We start from the raw sequence: 14,500 nt of genomic DNA on the forward strand, positions 1-14,500 counted from the left end.
GCCGCGCTACGTCGGCTTCCCTAGACTTTAAATTGACCCATCAGAGCTTGCTGGTGGTTGGCCAGTTTATTCAACATTTGACTCACCTGCGCCGACTCGCCCGCCTGTCGGGAAATGCTCTCCGTCACGTCGCGAATGGCGGCCACGTTACTGTTGATCTCTTCCGCCACCAGACTTTGCTCTTCGGCGGCGCTGGCGATCTGCAGGTTCATGTCCGTGATCATCCCGACCGCGGCACTGATGCGCCTGAGCGCACTCACCGCAAGTTCCACTTGGCGTACGCTGTTCTGCGCCTGTTCATGGCTCGTGCCCATGGTACCCACGACTTCGCGCGTGCCACTTTGAAGGCCTTCGATAACCTGGCGGATTTCTTCAACCGAATCCTGGGTGCGTTTGGCAAGGTTGCGCACCTCGTCAGCCACCACAGCAAAACCACGCCCGGCCTCACCGGCACGGGCAGCTTCAATGGCCGCGTTGAGTGCCAGAAGGTTGGTCTGATCAGCAATCGAGCGGATCACTTCCAGTACAGAGCCGATCTGTTGGCTGCTGTTGGAAAGACCCTCGACCTCCCCATCGCCTCAGTCATCTTGTTGGCCAGCGATTCAATGGCCGTGGTGGTGTTGTCGATGACGGCCAGCCCTTCATGGGTCGCGTCATCAGCACTGCGGGCGGCTTCGGCGGCTTGCGCGGCATTGTGCGCGACATCATGGGCGGTGGCGCTCATTTCCTGGAAAGCGGTTGCCACCTGATCCACTTCACGCAGCTGCTGTTGCATCCCGTCGCTCGTTTGTTTTGCGATGGCGGCCGACTGGTCAGCGGTGGCACGTGCGTCCAGAACGGATAGCTTTACGTCGGCAATGATCGGCTGCAGCTTGTCGAGGAAACGGTTGAACCAGCCAGCCAGCTTGCCCAGCTCGTCGTCCTTTTTGTAATCCAGGCGCCGAGTAAGGTCCCCTTCGCCGGTAGCGATGTCCTTGAGCATATCGGCCACCTTCAGAATTGGGCGAGTTACGCCACGGGCGGTCAGCCACATCAGGGCCAGACCGGCAATAACGGCCAGCAAGCCGATGCCCAGCGCCATACGGCTGTCGCTGGAGCGACGGCTGTCGAGTTCGGCTTCAAGCTGTCTCGCCGGCGCGGTGAGGATTTCTTCGGGCACTTCGAGCAGGACACTCCAGGGCCTGGCGCCTGGAATGGGTAGCAGCGGTTCCAGGACCTGCAGCATCGCCCCTTGATGCAGCATCTGCGAGCGCCCCCCGCCGTCAGGCGAACGAGCTCATCGCTCTGGGCACCAAAGCCCGTGCTTAAGGGTTTGCCCAGTAACGAGGCATCGCCACTATGGGCAGCGAAAAGACCCAAGGGACTGACAATACTGATGTGACCATGGCCGTCGTACAGCTCGGCATTTGCCTGGTTGCTGATCTCTTGAAGGCTGGCCAGGCTAATGTCAGCGCCGACCACACCCACGACCTTGCCCTCTACGACAAGCGGAACGGCAATGCTGGTCATTAAAGTTTTGACGTCGTCCACTTCATCTACATAGGGATCGAGTACGCAGGTTTTTCCGCTGGCAACAGGGCAGGTGTACCAAAAATTATAAGGAGCGCCGTTGCTCATCACTGTGGTGTCAGTGAGTACTTTTTCCTTCATGGCCTCGGCTTCGAGTGTTCCATCACTGGACTGGGACCAGTACAAGGCGAAGCGGCCTTTTTCATTACTGCCTAAAGTCGGCTGGTTTAAAAACTGCTCGTCCTGCCCGTCAAGACCATTGGCCTCGAAGACCACATACAGCCCCAGCAGATTGGGGTTGCCTTGAAGAGCATTGTGTATCTGTGAGGACAGATCAGCACGCACGGAAGCCGGGGCGATGCCGTGCTGCCGGGCCTGGGCCATCAGCATCTTCACTTGCCGGGCAAAACCGTCGCTGTATTGGTAAACGTCCATGAAATAACGCTGGATGCGCAGGGCTTGGCTCTCGCCACGAGCCGCCATGCGCTTCTGCGCGGACTCCCGGAGCATGGCGGTGCTGGAAGCCTGGACGACCTGAGCACTGCGCTGCGACTGATACAACGAAGCACCGACCAGCAGCGTAACGATGAACAACAGACAAAGGGCTGCGAGCAGCGTGATTTTCCACTGAATAGAGAAGCGATTGAACATGGGTGTGCCTTGGATGCATCGAACGTGCAACTTATATCGGCGCAGCCGCTTGATTCCTAAATCGAACGGCTCCCATGCGTTAGCGTCTCGAGCAGTGGCGACCAAAAGCAGCCATGCCGCACCAAACCCCGGAAACGAAAAAGCCCCGCGTAAGCGGGCTTTTTACTGTGTTTGGCGGGGAACTAGGGATTCGAACCCTAGAAACGCTATTAACGTTCGCCGGTTTTCAAGACCGGTGCATTCAACCACTCTGCCAATTCCCCGAAGCATCTCGCGTTGGAGGTTTGTGAACCCCTCCGTCGCTTTGCGGGCGCCATAATACCGTAATGAAACAAGCTGTCAAACTCTCCGGCTAGCGCACTGCGTCGCCTCTGTTATGATCTTTGCAACTTGAGGTTTCAAACCCTTCATTTTTACCATCAGGAGTAGCGCCATGCGCGAACAGGATTACGCAGTCAACAACCGCGTGCAGGTCGAGCAGCTAGAGGTTAGCCGCGTCCTGCGCAATACTTACGGCCTTCTGGCCCTCACCCTCGCCTTCAGCGGCGTCATGGCATTCGTCTCCCAGCAGATGAACTTCCGTTACCCGAACGTCTTCGTTGTGCTGATCGGCTTCTACGGTCTGTTTTTCCTCACCAACAAATTGCGCGATTCGGCGTGGGGTCTGGTTTCTGCGTTCGCGCTGACAGGTTTCATGGGGTTCATCCTCGGCCCGATCCTCAACCGTTACCTCGGCATGCAGGGCGGCGCTGAAGTCGTCGGTTCCGCGTTCGCGATGACGGCATTGGTCTTCGGCGGTCTGTCGGCCTACGTGCTGATCACGCGCAAGGACATGAGCTTCCTCGGCGGCTTCATCACCGCTGGCTTCTTCGTGTTGCTGGGGGCCGTGGTGGCCAGCATGTTCTTCCAGATCAGCGGCCTGCAGCTGGCGATCAGCGCCGGTTTCGTGCTGTTCTCGTCGGTCTGCATTCTGTTCCAGACCAGCGCGATCATTCACGGCGGTGAGCGCAACTACATCATGGCGACCATCAGCCTGTATGTATCGATCTACAACCTGTTCATCAGCTTGCTGCAGATCTTCGGCATCATGGGCAGCAAAGACTGATCAGTTTGCCCGCTTCAACAAAAAGCCCGCTTCGGCGGGCTTTTTGCTGTCCGGCGTTCGTGAATTCTTTATCATTGCGCCCATGTTCCCTGTCAGCGCCCCACCGAGCCGCCCATGAAGTTCGCCATCGCTCTGCATTCGCCCGCCCACGCGCCCTCCTCCCGACGCGCGTTGCTGTTCGCCAAGGCCGCATTGGCGCAGGGCCATGAAATCGTGCGCCTGTTCTTCTACCAGGACGGCGTGCACAGCGCATCCGGCAATGTGGTGTCGCCCCAGGACGAGTCGGACACCGCCGCGCAATGGCGTGATTTCGTCACCACCCACCAGCTGGACGGCGTGGTCTGCATTGCCGCCGCCCTGCGTCGGGGCGTGTTGAATGCTGACGAAGCGGAGCGCTACTCGCGACCTGCGGCAAACCTTGCGGCACCCTGGGAGTTGTCGGGGCTGGGTCAGCTGCACGACGCGATCCAGGCGGCTGATCGTTTGATCTGCTTTGGAGGGCCATGACGTGGCGAAGTCATTATTGATCATCAGCCGTCAGGCGCCATGGGCGGGTCCGGATGCCCGCGAGGCGCTGGATATTGCCCTGGCCGGCGGCGCGTTCGATCTGCCGATGGCCATGCTGTTCATGGACGACGGCGTATTGCAGTTGGCGACGGCGCAGAACGCCAGTCAGGTGCAGCAGAAAGACCTGACCGCCAACCTTCAGGCGTTGTCGATGTTCGGCGTGGAAGACCTGTTCGCCTGCGGCACCAGCCTGAATCAGCGAGGGATGCAGCCGACCGCGCTGAGTGTCGAGCCACTTGAGGTGCTGGATGACACGCAAATCGCCGCGCTCATTGACCGTTACGACCAGGTGATAACGATCTGATGGCTACCCTGCACGTACTCTCTCACTCCCCTTTACCGACGCGCGCCTGAGCAGTTGCCTGCGCGTGCTCGGCAGTCAGGACGCGATCCTTTTGTGCGGCGACGCGACCTATGCGTTGCGCGCAGACACCGCCACAGCTGAGGCACTGAGCGCGAAGACTGGCAGCCTGAGGCTGTTCGTGCTCGATGAAGACGCTACCGCTCGAGACATCGCGCTGCCTGACTGGGCCGAAAGCGTCGACTACGCCGGCTTCGTCGCACTCTCGGTGCACTACGACAAGGTCAACACGTGGCTATGAACCCGCTCATCGTCGACGGGCGCAGTGTTGCGCTGGACAAAGACGGCTATCTCGAGGACCTGCACGAGTGGTCCAACGAAGTCGCCGAAGCCCTGGCTCTCAAGGAAGACCTCGCACTGACGCCCGATCACTGGGAAATCCTCGAATTGCTGCGGGCGTTCTATGCAGAATTTCAGCTGTCCCCGGCCACACGGCCGCTGGTCAAGTACACCGCGCTGAAACTGGGCGCCGACAAGGGCAACAGTTTGCACCTGAATCGTCTGTTCAACGGCACTCCCGCCAAACTTGCCGCCAAGCTGGCGGGCCTGCCAAAGCCGACCAATTGCCTATGACCGATTTCACCCTCTCGCCACCGAAACCCCGGCCGAGCATCCTTTTGCGCCCTTCGTTCGCATTCTCGGCAAAGGCAAGCGTGGTGCGCGCAACATGACCCGCGCCGAGGCACGGGAAGCCATGGGCATGGTGCTCGATGAAAAAGTCGAAGACACCCAGCTTGGGGCTTTTCTGATGCTGCTGCGGCACAAGGAAGAGAGCCCGGACGAACTCGCGGGCTTCACCGAGGCCGTGCGCGAGCGTCTGCATGCGCCGGAATTGACGGTCGATATCGACTGGCCGACCTACGCCGGCAAAAAGCGCCATCTGCCGTGGTACCTGCTGGCGGCCAAGTGCCTGGCGCAGAACGGCGTCTGCGTACTGATGCACGGCGGCGGCGCCCATACCGCTGGCCGCCTGTACAGCGAGCAGTTGCTGGAGCTGTTGGGCATTCCGCTGTGCCGAAGCTGGCAAGCGGTGGGTGAAGCACTGGAGCAGCAGAACATCGCGTTCTTTCCCCTTGGCGACTGGGCGCCGCAGCTGCAGCGCATGATCGATCTGCGCAACACGCTGGGGCTGCGCTCACCGATCCACTCGCTGGCGCGCATTCTCAATCCCCTGGGTGCCCGCTGCGGGCTGCAGAGTATTTTCCATCCGGGCTATCAGGGCGTGCATCGTGACGCCAGCAGCCTGCTCGGCGACCACGCCATCGTGATCAAGGGCGACGGTGGTGAAGTCGAGATCAACCCGGACACCATCAGTCACTTGTACGGCACTACCGATGGCCAGCCGTGGGACGAAGAATGGCCGGCGTTGTCGGACCGTCGCCACGTGAAGCCGGCGACTCTCGACCCGCAGCATCTGGTCGCGATCTGGAAAGGCGATGTCGAGGACAGTTACCCGCAATTGGCGTTGATTGCGACCATGGCGTTGGCACTGCGGGGCCTCGGGATGCCGCGGGCTGAAGCCTTCGCCCGGGCGGAGCAGTACTGGGCAAACCGCAACAGATCGATTTAGCCGATAGCTACCCCCAGTCTTTGCGCTATTCGTTCGAACGATTGTCTTTAGACTGATCTCCAACGTACTTCGGTACAGCTCAATTTGGAGTCAGACATGGGCCTTCTCGTTGAAGGACGCTGGCAAGACCAGTGGTACGAAAGCAGCAAAGACGGCGCTTTTCAGCGCGAGCAGGCCAAACGGCGGAACTGGGTCACCCGCGATGGTCGGCCCGGACCGTCCGGTGAAGGCGGCTTCAAAGCGGAGGCCGGTCGTTACCATTTGTACGTTTCCCTTGCTTGCCCATGGGCCCATCGCACGTTGATCGTGCGCAAGCTCAAGGGTCTGGAAGGTTTGATCGACGTCTCCGTTGTCAGCTGGCTGATGCGCGAAAACGGCTGGACGTTCGACAAGCAGAAAGGGTCTACCGGCGACGCGCTGGATGGCCACACCTTCATGTACCAGCGCTACCTCGCCGACACCGCCGATTACACCGGTCGTGTGACGGTACCGGTGCTGTGGGACAAGCAGCTGAATCGCATCGTCAGCAACGAGTCGTCGGAAATCATCCGGATGTTCAATTCGGCGTTCGACGACCTGACCGGCAATCACCTGGATCTCTATCCAGAGCCGCTGCGCAACGAGATCGACAGGCTGAACGACCGTATTTACCCGGCCGTGAACAACGGTGTCTATCGCGCCGGATTCGCGACGTCACAAGGTGCTTACGAAGAGGCTTTCGATGAAGTGTTCGCCGAGCTCGACGCGCTGGAAACGCTGCTGAGCGAGAAACGCTACCTCGCGGGTGAATACCTGACCGAAGCGGACGTGCGCCTGTTCACCACACTGATTCGCTTTGACGCGGTGTACCACGGGCACTTCAAGTGCAACCTGCGGCGCATTGCCGACTACCCGAACCTGAGCAACTGGGTGCGGGAGATGTATCAATTGCCGGGCGTGGCCGAGACGGTGGACTTCGTGCATATCAAGCATCACTACTACGCGAGCCACGCCACCATCAACCCGACCGGCGTCGTGCCAAAAGGCCCGCAGCAGGATTTCAGCGGCGAACATGATCGCGGGCGTTTGAGCGGAAAAGGGATATTGCAGAACAGCTGAAGGGTTTCAGTTAACGCTGAAACCCCACCTGCCTCTCCACCGCAGAACCTTTTGGAAGACTGCGGTGGAATCAAACGCTCGCCTGCGCCCCTTCAAACCACGCCAGTTTTTCCCGCAACTTCACCACTTCACCCACGATCACCAGGGTCGGCGCATGGACTTCGTGTTCGGCGACCAATTGCGGAAGGTTGGCCAGCGTGCCGGTGAAGACGCGCTGGTTTACCGTGGTGCCCTGCTGAATGAGCGCAGCGGGGGTGTCGGCCGCGCGCCCGTGCTTGATCAGTTGTTCGCAAATAACCGGTAGCCCGATAAGACCCATGTAGAGCACTAAGGTCTGCGAGGGCGAAACCAAGTCTTTCCAGGGCAGGTCGGTGGTGCCGTTCTTCAGGTGGCCGGTCACGAAACGCACGGACTGCGCGTGGTCGCGATGGGTCAGCGGGATACCGGCATAGGCCGCGCAACCACTGGCCGCCGTGATGCCCGGCACGACCTGGAAGGGAATGCCGTGGGCCGCCAGCTCTTCGATCTCTTCACCGCCACGGCCGAAGATGAACGGATCACCGCCCTTCAGTCGCACCACGCGTTTGCCCTGCTTGGCCAGATCCACCAACTGCTGGTTGATCTGATCCTGCGGCAAGGCATGATCGGCGCGCTGCTTGCCGACGTAAACCCGGTCGGCGTCGCGACGGCACAAGTCCAGAATCGCCGGGGCTACCAGGCGGTCGTAAAGCACGACATCCGCCTGCTGCATCAAACGCAGGGCGCGAAAGGTCAGCAGATCAGGATCGCCAGGCCCTGCGCCCACGAGGTACACCTCACCGGTCGTGGCAGGCGCATCGCCGTCGATCTTCGCTTGCAGCAACCGCTCGGCTTCGGCCCCCTGCCCGGCCAGTTGCCGGTCAGCGATGGGCCCCTGGAATACATCTTCCCAGAAGGCCCGGCGCTGCTGAACGTTGGGAAACAGCCCTTTGACCTGATGACGAAAGCGTGCGGCCAGACCGGCCAGATGCCCGTAGGTCGGTGGAATCCAGGTTTCCAGCTTGGCGCGGATCAGCCGTGCCAGCACCGGCGCATCGCCACCGCTGGACACCGCGATCACCAGCGGCGAACGGTCGACGATCGCCGGGAAGATCACGCTGCACAGCGCAGGCGCATCCACCACATTGACCGGCACACCACGCTGGCGGGCATCGGCTGACACCTGCGCGTTAAGCGGCTCGTCATCGGTGGCAGCAATGATCAGCACGCAGCCGTTGAGGTCCGACTCGGTGTAGCCGCGCAGAATCTGTTCCCCGCCGCTGCGCTCGATCAGCTCGCGCACTTCCGCTCCGATCTCGGGAGCAACCACACGTAGCACTGCACCGGAATCGGCCAGCAGGCGAGACTTGCGCAAGGCAATCTCGCCGCCGCCCACCACCAGCACCCGGGCGCCCCGAAGGTTATGGAACAGCGGCAGAAATTCCATTTAGCCGATCACCTCAATCCCGCCCATCCACGGCTTGAGGACTTCCGGCACGCGGATCGAGCCGTCGGCCTGCTGGTAGTTTTCCAACACCGCCACCAGCGTGCGACCCACTGCAAGGCCAGAGCCATTTAGCGTGTGAACGAGTTCCGGCTTGCCGGTTTCCGGGTTGCGCCAGCGGGCCTGCATGCGACGCGCCTGGAAATCGCCGCAGTTGGAGCACGAGGAGATTTCACGGTATTTGTCCTGGCTCGGGATCCACACCTCCAGGTCATAGGTCTTGACCGCACTGAAGCCCATGTCGCCGGTGCACAGTGCCAGTACGCGGTAGGGCAATTCGAGCAATTGCAGAACGCGCTCGGCGTTTCCGGTCAGGCTCTCCAGCGCTTCCATGGATTTTTCCGGCTCGACGATCTGCACCATCTCGACCTTGTCGAACTGATGCTGACGGATCATGCCGCGGGTATCACGGCCCGATGCGCCGGCTTCGCTGCGGAAGCACGGGGTATGAGCAACAAACTTCAACGGCAACTGTTTGGCGTCGAGGATTTCACCCGAGACGATGTTGGTCAGCGACACTTCGGCGGTCGGGATCAGGTACAGATCGGCTTCGCCTTCGCGGGAGATCTTGAACAGGTCTTCTTCGAATTTCGGCAGCTGGCCGGTGCCCTGCAACGCAGGCGCCTGAACCAGATACGGCGTGTAGGCCTCTTCGTAACCATGCTCGTTGATATGCAGCGTGATCATGAACTGCGCCAGCGCCCGGTGCAGGCGCGCAATCGGGCCACGCAGCAACGCGAAACGGGCGCCGGAGAGCTTGGCGGCGGTTTCAAAATCCAGCCAGCCGAACTTCTCGCCCAGGGCGACGTGGTCCTGAACCGCGAAGTCGAACGACGCCGGCGTGCCCCAGGTACGCACTTCAACGTTTTGTTCTTCGTCAGCGCCCACTGGCACTGACTCGTGGGGCAGGTTCGGCATGCTCAGGGCCATGGCATCAAGTTCGGACTGGATGGCGTCCAGCTCTTTCTTGCCAGTGCTCAGCTCTTCGGCCATGCGATCGATGTCAGCCATCAGCGGTGCGATGTCTTCGCCGCGCTGTTTGGCCTGACCGATGGATTTGGAACGGGCGTTACGCTCGGCCTGAAGCTGTTCGGTGCGGGTCTGCACGGTCTTGCGCTGGGCTTCCAGCGCTTCGATGCGGGCGACGTCCAGCGTGAAGCCACGGGAAGCCAGGCGATCCGCTACGTCCTGAAGTTGAGTACGCAGCAGTTTGGAGTCGAGCATATCGGTTTCTCGTATATTAAATTCGGGTCAAAGACAGGCCGGCCCATGTTGCGAGCAGCCCGCCCAGTACGCTGATGAGGGCGTAGCCAATGGCCAGAGGAGCCTGGCCGCTTTCAAGCAGACGAATCGTGTCCAGTGAGAAAGACGAGAACGTCGTCAAACCACCGAGGAATCCAACCATCAAACCAGCGCGCAGTTCGATCGGGACTTCCGGGCGGATCAGAAACAGACCGTACAGCACACCGATCAGCAGGCAGCCCACCAGGTTTACCGCCAACGTGGCCGTGTAGAAGTAGCGCGGCCAGTTCGCAGCCACGACGTTACCGGCGGCGAAGCGCAATAATGTACCAGCCACGCCACCGGCGGACACGGCAAGAATCAACTGAATCACTATTTTCTCCGCTGACGTGGGCTGGCGCGGTCGAGCGCTGACAGGTGTTTGAGTTTTTCGCCGATTTTCAGCTCAAGGCCGCGGGGGACCGGCTGGTAATACTGGCGCGGTTCGAGTTCGTCGGGGAAGTAGTCTTCACCTGCCGCGTAAGCGTCCGGTTCATCATGGGCGTAGCGGTATTCTTCGCCGTAGCCGAGCTGTTTCATCAATTTGGTCGGTGCGTTGCGCAGGTGCAGCGGGACTTCCAGCGAGCCATGCTCGGTGGCTTCGCGCATGGCCATTTTAAAACCCATGTACACAGCGTTGCTCTTCGGCGCGCAGGCCAAGTAAACGATGGCCTGGGCCACGGCCAGTTCGCCTTCCGGACTGCCGAGGCGTTCCTGCACATCCCACGCCGACATGCACAGCGGCAAGGCGCGCGGATCAGCATTGCCTATGTCTTCGCTGGCCATGCGCACCACCCGCCGCGCCAGATACAGCGGGTCGCAGCCGCCGTCGATCATCCGCGCGAACCAGTAAAGCGCGGCGTCGGGATTGGAGCCGCGAATGGATTTGTGCAGCGCGGAAATCTGGTCGTAGAACGCTTCACCCCCTTTGTCGAAGCGACGGCGACTGTCGCCAAGCAGGCTTTGCAGCAACTCGGGGTCAATTTCGCTGCCGTCTTCGGCAAGGTCCGAGGCGTTCTCCAACAGATTGAGCATCCGCCGACCATCGCCATCAGCTGCAGCCAGAAGCGTCTGGAAGGCCTCGTCGCCCAGGGTCAGATGCCGATTGCCCAGCCCGCGTTCTTCGGTTAACGCACGACTGACCAACTGACGCAGCGCACCCTCGTCCAGACTTTTCAGCACATAGACCCGGGCGCGGGACAGCAGCGCGTTGTTGAGTTCGAAAGAGGGGTTTTCAGTGGTGGCGCCAATGAAGATCAGCGTGCCGTCTTCGACGTAGGGCAGAAACGCATCCTGCTGCGACTTGTTGAAGCGGTGCACTTCGTCGACGAACAGAATGGTCCGGCGGCCGTACTGCCCGGCCTGTTGCTTGGCGATCTCCACCGCCTGACGGATTTCTTTGACCCCGGCCAGCACCGCCGACACCGTTTCAAAGTGCGCGTCGGAGACTTTCGCCAGCAACCGCGCCAGCGTGGTTTTCCCACGCCGGGCGGCCCCCAGAAAATCATCGAGTGCAGCGCGCCCTGCTCCAGCGCTTCACGCAGCGGCTTACCGTGGGCTAGCAAATGTTGCTGGCCGACGTACTCGTCCAGGTTGGTCGCTCGCAGGCGGGCGGCCAACGGTTGCGCGATCGGTTCAGTGCTGAACAGGTCCATTGAACAGGCGACCCCCTTTTATTCCTGAATGACGTCAGCGCCCTTCGGGATCTGGAACTGGAATTTGCTCGCCGCGACAGGCTCGTTGGCCTTGACGCCGGTGAACAGGATATTGGTGCGTTGGCCGACGCTGTCGATCAGTTGCATGTCGTTGATCATGCCGTTGCGGAACGATAGACGCAGGCTGTCGAACAGGGTGTCCTTGGATTTAGGCTTGAGCACGAAGTCGATCACGCCGCCCGCTTCCTTGGCAGTGATGTCGAAGCTTTCGCTGATTTTTGAGACGTCGCCGGACAGCAGCAGCGCCGGGGTCTGGGTCAGGCGCTGGTCGAGGGTCTTGATGGTGACCTGCTCCAGATCAGGGTCCCACAGAGAAACCTTCTTGCCATCGGAGACCATCAGCTGTTCTTGCGGCGCGTCGGTGTGCCAGTAGAACAAGCCAGGGCGCTGCAAGGTCATCTCGCCGGTGGTTTCCTGCAACTGGGTGCCGCCACCGTCGAGGGTGAGCTGGGAAAAACGCCCGCTCAGGGTTTTCGAGTTTTCCAGCAGTTGGGTCAGGCGCGCCACGTCCTTGCTGTCGGCGTGGGCCGAGACAGCAGAAAAAGCCAGTGCAGATACCAACAGCATGCGGATAAGACGCATGGGATTCCTCTTTGAGTGTGGTTGAAGCCGGGCGCCGCCGCGATGACGACGCCCGGTGACGCGTGACCGGGAAGTGTCAGTCACGCACTGGGGCTGGCGCAATCACTTCGCGCGAGCCGTTGGTGTTCATGGGCGTCACGACGCCGGCGTTTTCCATGGTTTCGATCATGCGCGCGGCGCGGTTGTAGCCAATCTTCAGCTTGCGCTGCACCGCAGAGATCGACGCACGACGGCTTTCCAGCACGAACTTCACGGCTTCGTCGTAAAGCGCATCGCTTTCGCTGTCTTCGCCATCACCGCCGCCACCGCCGCCTTCGAAGCCGCTACCCGCCTCTTCTACGCCGGCCAGGATGTCATCGTTGTAGTTCGGCGTACCGCGCAGCTTCCACGCCTCAACGACCCGGTGAACCTCTTCGTCCGACACGAAGGCGCCGTGCACGCGAATCGGCAGGCTGGTACCCGGGGGCATGTACAGCATGTCGCCGTGACCAAGCAGTTGTTCGGCGCCGCCCTGATCGATGATGGTCCGGGAGTCGATCTTGCTCGACACCTGAAATGCCATGCGCGTCGGGATGTTCGCCTTGATCAGGCCGGTGATCACGTCCACCGAAGGTCGCTGAGTGGCGAGAATCAGGTGGATACCTGCGGCACGGGCCTTCTGGGCGATTCGGGCGATGAGCTCTTCGACCTTCTTGCCGACGATCATCATCATGTCGGCGAATTCGTCGACCACCACCACGATGGTCGGCAGCTTGGTCAGCAGCGGCGCTTCGTCGTGAATGCTCTCGCGGTGATACAGCGGGTCGGACAGTGGCGTGCCGGCCTCCTCTGCTTCACGCACCTTCTGGTTGAAGCCCGACAGGTTACGCACGCCCATCTTGGCCATCAGCTTATAGCGGCGTTCCATCTCGGCCACCGACCAGCGCAGGGCATTGGCGGCGTCCTTCATGTCAGTGACCACCGGGCACAGCAAATGCGGAATGCCTTCGTAGATCGACAGCTCAAGCATCTTCGGGTCGATCATGATCAGCTTGGCGTCTTCCGGCCCGGATTTGAACAGGATCGACAGGATCATGGCATTTACGCCCACCGACTTACCGGAACCGGTGGTACCGGCGACCAGCAGGTGCGGCATCTTGGCGAGGTCAGTGATGACCGGCTTGCCGCCGATGTCATGACCCAGCGCCAGGGTGACCGGCGATTTCGCATCGTCGTATTCCGGCGTCGACAGGACCTCGGAGAAGCGCACGATCTGGCGATCTTCGTTGGGAATTTCGATACCGACCGTGGTCTTGCCGGGAATGACCTCGACCACACGAACGCTGGTGACTGCCAGCGAGCGGGCCAGGTCTTTCGCCAGGTTGGAGATACGGCTGACCTTTACACCGGCAGCCGGCTGAATTTCGTAGCGGGTAATCACCGGGCCCGGATGGATGGAATCCACCGTGACTTCAACGCCGAATTCCTTCAGCTTGATCTCCAGCAGATGACCCACCGCTGCCAGCGATTCAGGCGAATAGTTGAGCTGCTTTTTCTCGGCCGGGTCGAGGATCGAGATCGGCGGCAAGGTGCCTTCCACGGCGCTGTCGACGAACAACGGCGCCTGTTTCTCTTTCTGTACGCGCTTGCTCGGCTCAGGGGCGCGGGGAGGCGCAGGGGCAATCACGGCTGGCACGTGCTTCTCACGGGCGGCCATATGCTCGGTCAGTGCCTGGTCGCGCTCGATGATTCGTTCCCTGGCTTTGGCCTGCTCGCGTCGATCCGGGGCAACCGGAGCCACCACTTCGTCGACGCGCATGTCGACTTCACGCAGCTGAGCGACCATTTGCTTGCGCTCATTGCGGGCGGTCCACCAGCGGTTGAGCGAGCCGGTGAACAATTCGATCAGGTCCAGCGTGATCTTGCCGGTGTTGTCCATGACCTTGAACCAGGACAAATCGGTGAACACAGTCAGACCGAACAAAAACAAGGCGATGAACAGCAGCGTGCTGCCCTGGACGTTCAGCGCGCGCTTGGCCAGATCACCCAGTACTTCGCCCAGCACGCCACCGGCTGAACCCGGCAGGCCTGACGCCGAATGAAAGTGCAAGTGCGCCAGCGAGGCGCCGGCGAGGACCAGAAACACCAGACCGATCATGCGCCAGGAAACCAGCCAGCCGCTCCACTGCCACGGCTCGTGGCGATGCCGGAAGACCTGATAAGCCTTGATCCCCAGCAGCAACGGGAAGATGTAGGCGAAGTAGCCGAGGATCATGAACAGGATGTCGGCAGAATACGCACCGGCAAAGCCTGCGGCGTTCTGAACCTGAGCCGAGTTGCTCGAGCTGCTGGTGTGGCTCCAGCCCGGATCGCCCTGATCGTAGGTCAGCAGCGCCATGATCAGATAAAGACACAGCGCGCCGAACGCGATCAATGCACCTTCCTTGAGCCGGTAGTGCAAGTGCTGCCGCCAGAGCGGAACGGGGGTGGGTGCTATGGTGGATTTCTTCAAAACGCTTCAATTCCTGCGCGCAAGCGCGAACATCTGATGATTGACTGT

Annotated in this window: 11 protein-coding genes, 1 tRNA gene and 3 pseudogenes; 7 read left to right on the forward strand and 8 right to left on the reverse strand. The window is 60.8% G+C overall.

Annotation, left to right across the window (positions count from 1 at the left end):
* Positions 1-20: 20 nt before the first annotated feature.
* Both JN403_RS21575 and JN403_RS21580 read right to left on the reverse strand, forming a co-directional pair.
* Positions 21-2,160 (reverse strand): annotated as a pseudogene (locus JN403_RS21575) (methyl-accepting chemotaxis protein).
* 172 nt (positions 2,161-2,332) lie between these two features.
* Positions 2,333-2,423 (reverse strand) — tRNA-Ser (locus JN403_RS21580).
* 170 nt (positions 2,424-2,593) lie between these two features.
* Here JN403_RS21580 and JN403_RS21585 point away from each other — a divergent pair.
* From JN403_RS21585 to JN403_RS21615, 7 genes and pseudogenes are all read left to right on the forward strand, one after another.
* Complete coding sequence (locus tag JN403_RS21585; protein WP_122536358.1) at positions 2,594-3,265, forward strand: Bax inhibitor-1/YccA family protein; 672 nt, start codon at positions 2,594-2,596, stop codon at positions 3,263-3,265.
* 114 nt (positions 3,266-3,379) lie between these two features.
* On the forward strand, positions 3,380-3,772 hold the full coding sequence (gene tusD, locus JN403_RS21590; RefSeq protein WP_205484194.1) for a sulfurtransferase complex subunit TusD: 393 nt from the start codon (positions 3,380-3,382) through the stop codon (positions 3,770-3,772).
* 1 nt (position 3,773) lies between these two features.
* Positions 3,774-4,136: a sulfurtransferase complex subunit TusC gene (tusC, locus tag JN403_RS21595; protein ID WP_205484196.1), complete on the forward strand. Its 363-nt coding sequence runs from the start codon at positions 3,774-3,776 to the stop codon at positions 4,134-4,136.
* Positions 4,136-4,434 (forward strand): annotated as a pseudogene (gene tusB / locus JN403_RS21600) (sulfurtransferase complex subunit TusB). Before tusC ends, tusB begins: the two are co-directional and overlap by 1 nt.
* Positions 4,431-4,766, forward strand: a complete 336-nt coding sequence (locus tag JN403_RS21605) for a TusE/DsrC/DsvC family sulfur relay protein (RefSeq protein ID WP_205487609.1) — start codon at positions 4,431-4,433, stop codon at positions 4,764-4,766. The pseudogene tusB and the gene JN403_RS21605 overlap by 4 nt, the downstream one beginning before the upstream one ends.
* Positions 4,756-5,763, forward strand: coding sequence for a glycosyl transferase family protein (locus JN403_RS21610; protein ID WP_205487612.1), 1,008 nt, complete (start codon positions 4,756-4,758; stop codon positions 5,761-5,763). The genes JN403_RS21605 and JN403_RS21610 overlap by 11 nt, the downstream gene beginning before the upstream one ends.
* A 96-nt stretch (positions 5,764-5,859) precedes the next feature.
* Entirely contained in the window at positions 5,860-6,861 is a 1,002-nt protein-coding gene (locus JN403_RS21615) for a glutathione S-transferase family protein (RefSeq protein WP_205484198.1), read from the forward strand.
* Positions 6,862-6,931: 70 nt separating this feature from the next.
* Here the strand turns inward: JN403_RS21615 and cysG are convergent, their stop codons facing one another.
* The 6 genes and pseudogenes from cysG to JN403_RS21645 all read right to left on the reverse strand — a co-directional run bounded on the left by cysG (position 6,932) and on the right by JN403_RS21645 (position 14,452).
* Complete coding sequence (cysG, locus tag JN403_RS21620; RefSeq protein WP_172611468.1) at positions 6,932-8,326, reverse strand: siroheme synthase CysG; 1,395 nt, start codon at positions 8,324-8,326, stop codon at positions 6,932-6,934.
* A complete protein-coding gene (serS, locus tag JN403_RS21625) occupies positions 8,327-9,607 on the reverse strand; it encodes a serine--tRNA ligase (protein ID WP_205484200.1) in 1,281 nt (426 codons plus the stop codon). It lies immediately after the preceding gene.
* 16 nt (positions 9,608-9,623) lie between these two features.
* Complete coding sequence (crcB, locus tag JN403_RS21630) at positions 9,624-9,998, reverse strand: fluoride efflux transporter CrcB (RefSeq protein WP_205484202.1); 375 nt, start codon at positions 9,996-9,998, stop codon at positions 9,624-9,626.
* Positions 9,998-11,319: pseudogene (locus JN403_RS21635) on the reverse strand (replication-associated recombination protein A). The gene crcB and the pseudogene JN403_RS21635 overlap by 1 nt, the downstream one beginning before the upstream one ends.
* 18 nt (positions 11,320-11,337) lie before the next feature.
* Positions 11,338-11,961: an outer membrane lipoprotein chaperone LolA gene (gene lolA / locus JN403_RS21640; RefSeq protein ID WP_122536347.1), complete on the reverse strand. Its 624-nt coding sequence runs from the start codon at positions 11,959-11,961 to the stop codon at positions 11,338-11,340.
* A gap of 76 nt (positions 11,962-12,037) precedes the next feature.
* Positions 12,038-14,452 carry a DNA translocase FtsK gene (locus JN403_RS21645; protein ID WP_205484204.1) on the reverse strand — a complete coding sequence of 805 codons (2,415 nt, stop codon included), beginning with the start codon at positions 14,450-14,452 and terminating at the stop codon, positions 12,038-12,040.
* Positions 14,453-14,500: the final 48 nt, after the last annotated feature.

The organism is Pseudomonas sp. 15A4 (assembly GCF_016925575.1).
Lineage (GTDB): Bacteria > Pseudomonadota > Gammaproteobacteria > Pseudomonadales > Pseudomonadaceae > Aquipseudomonas.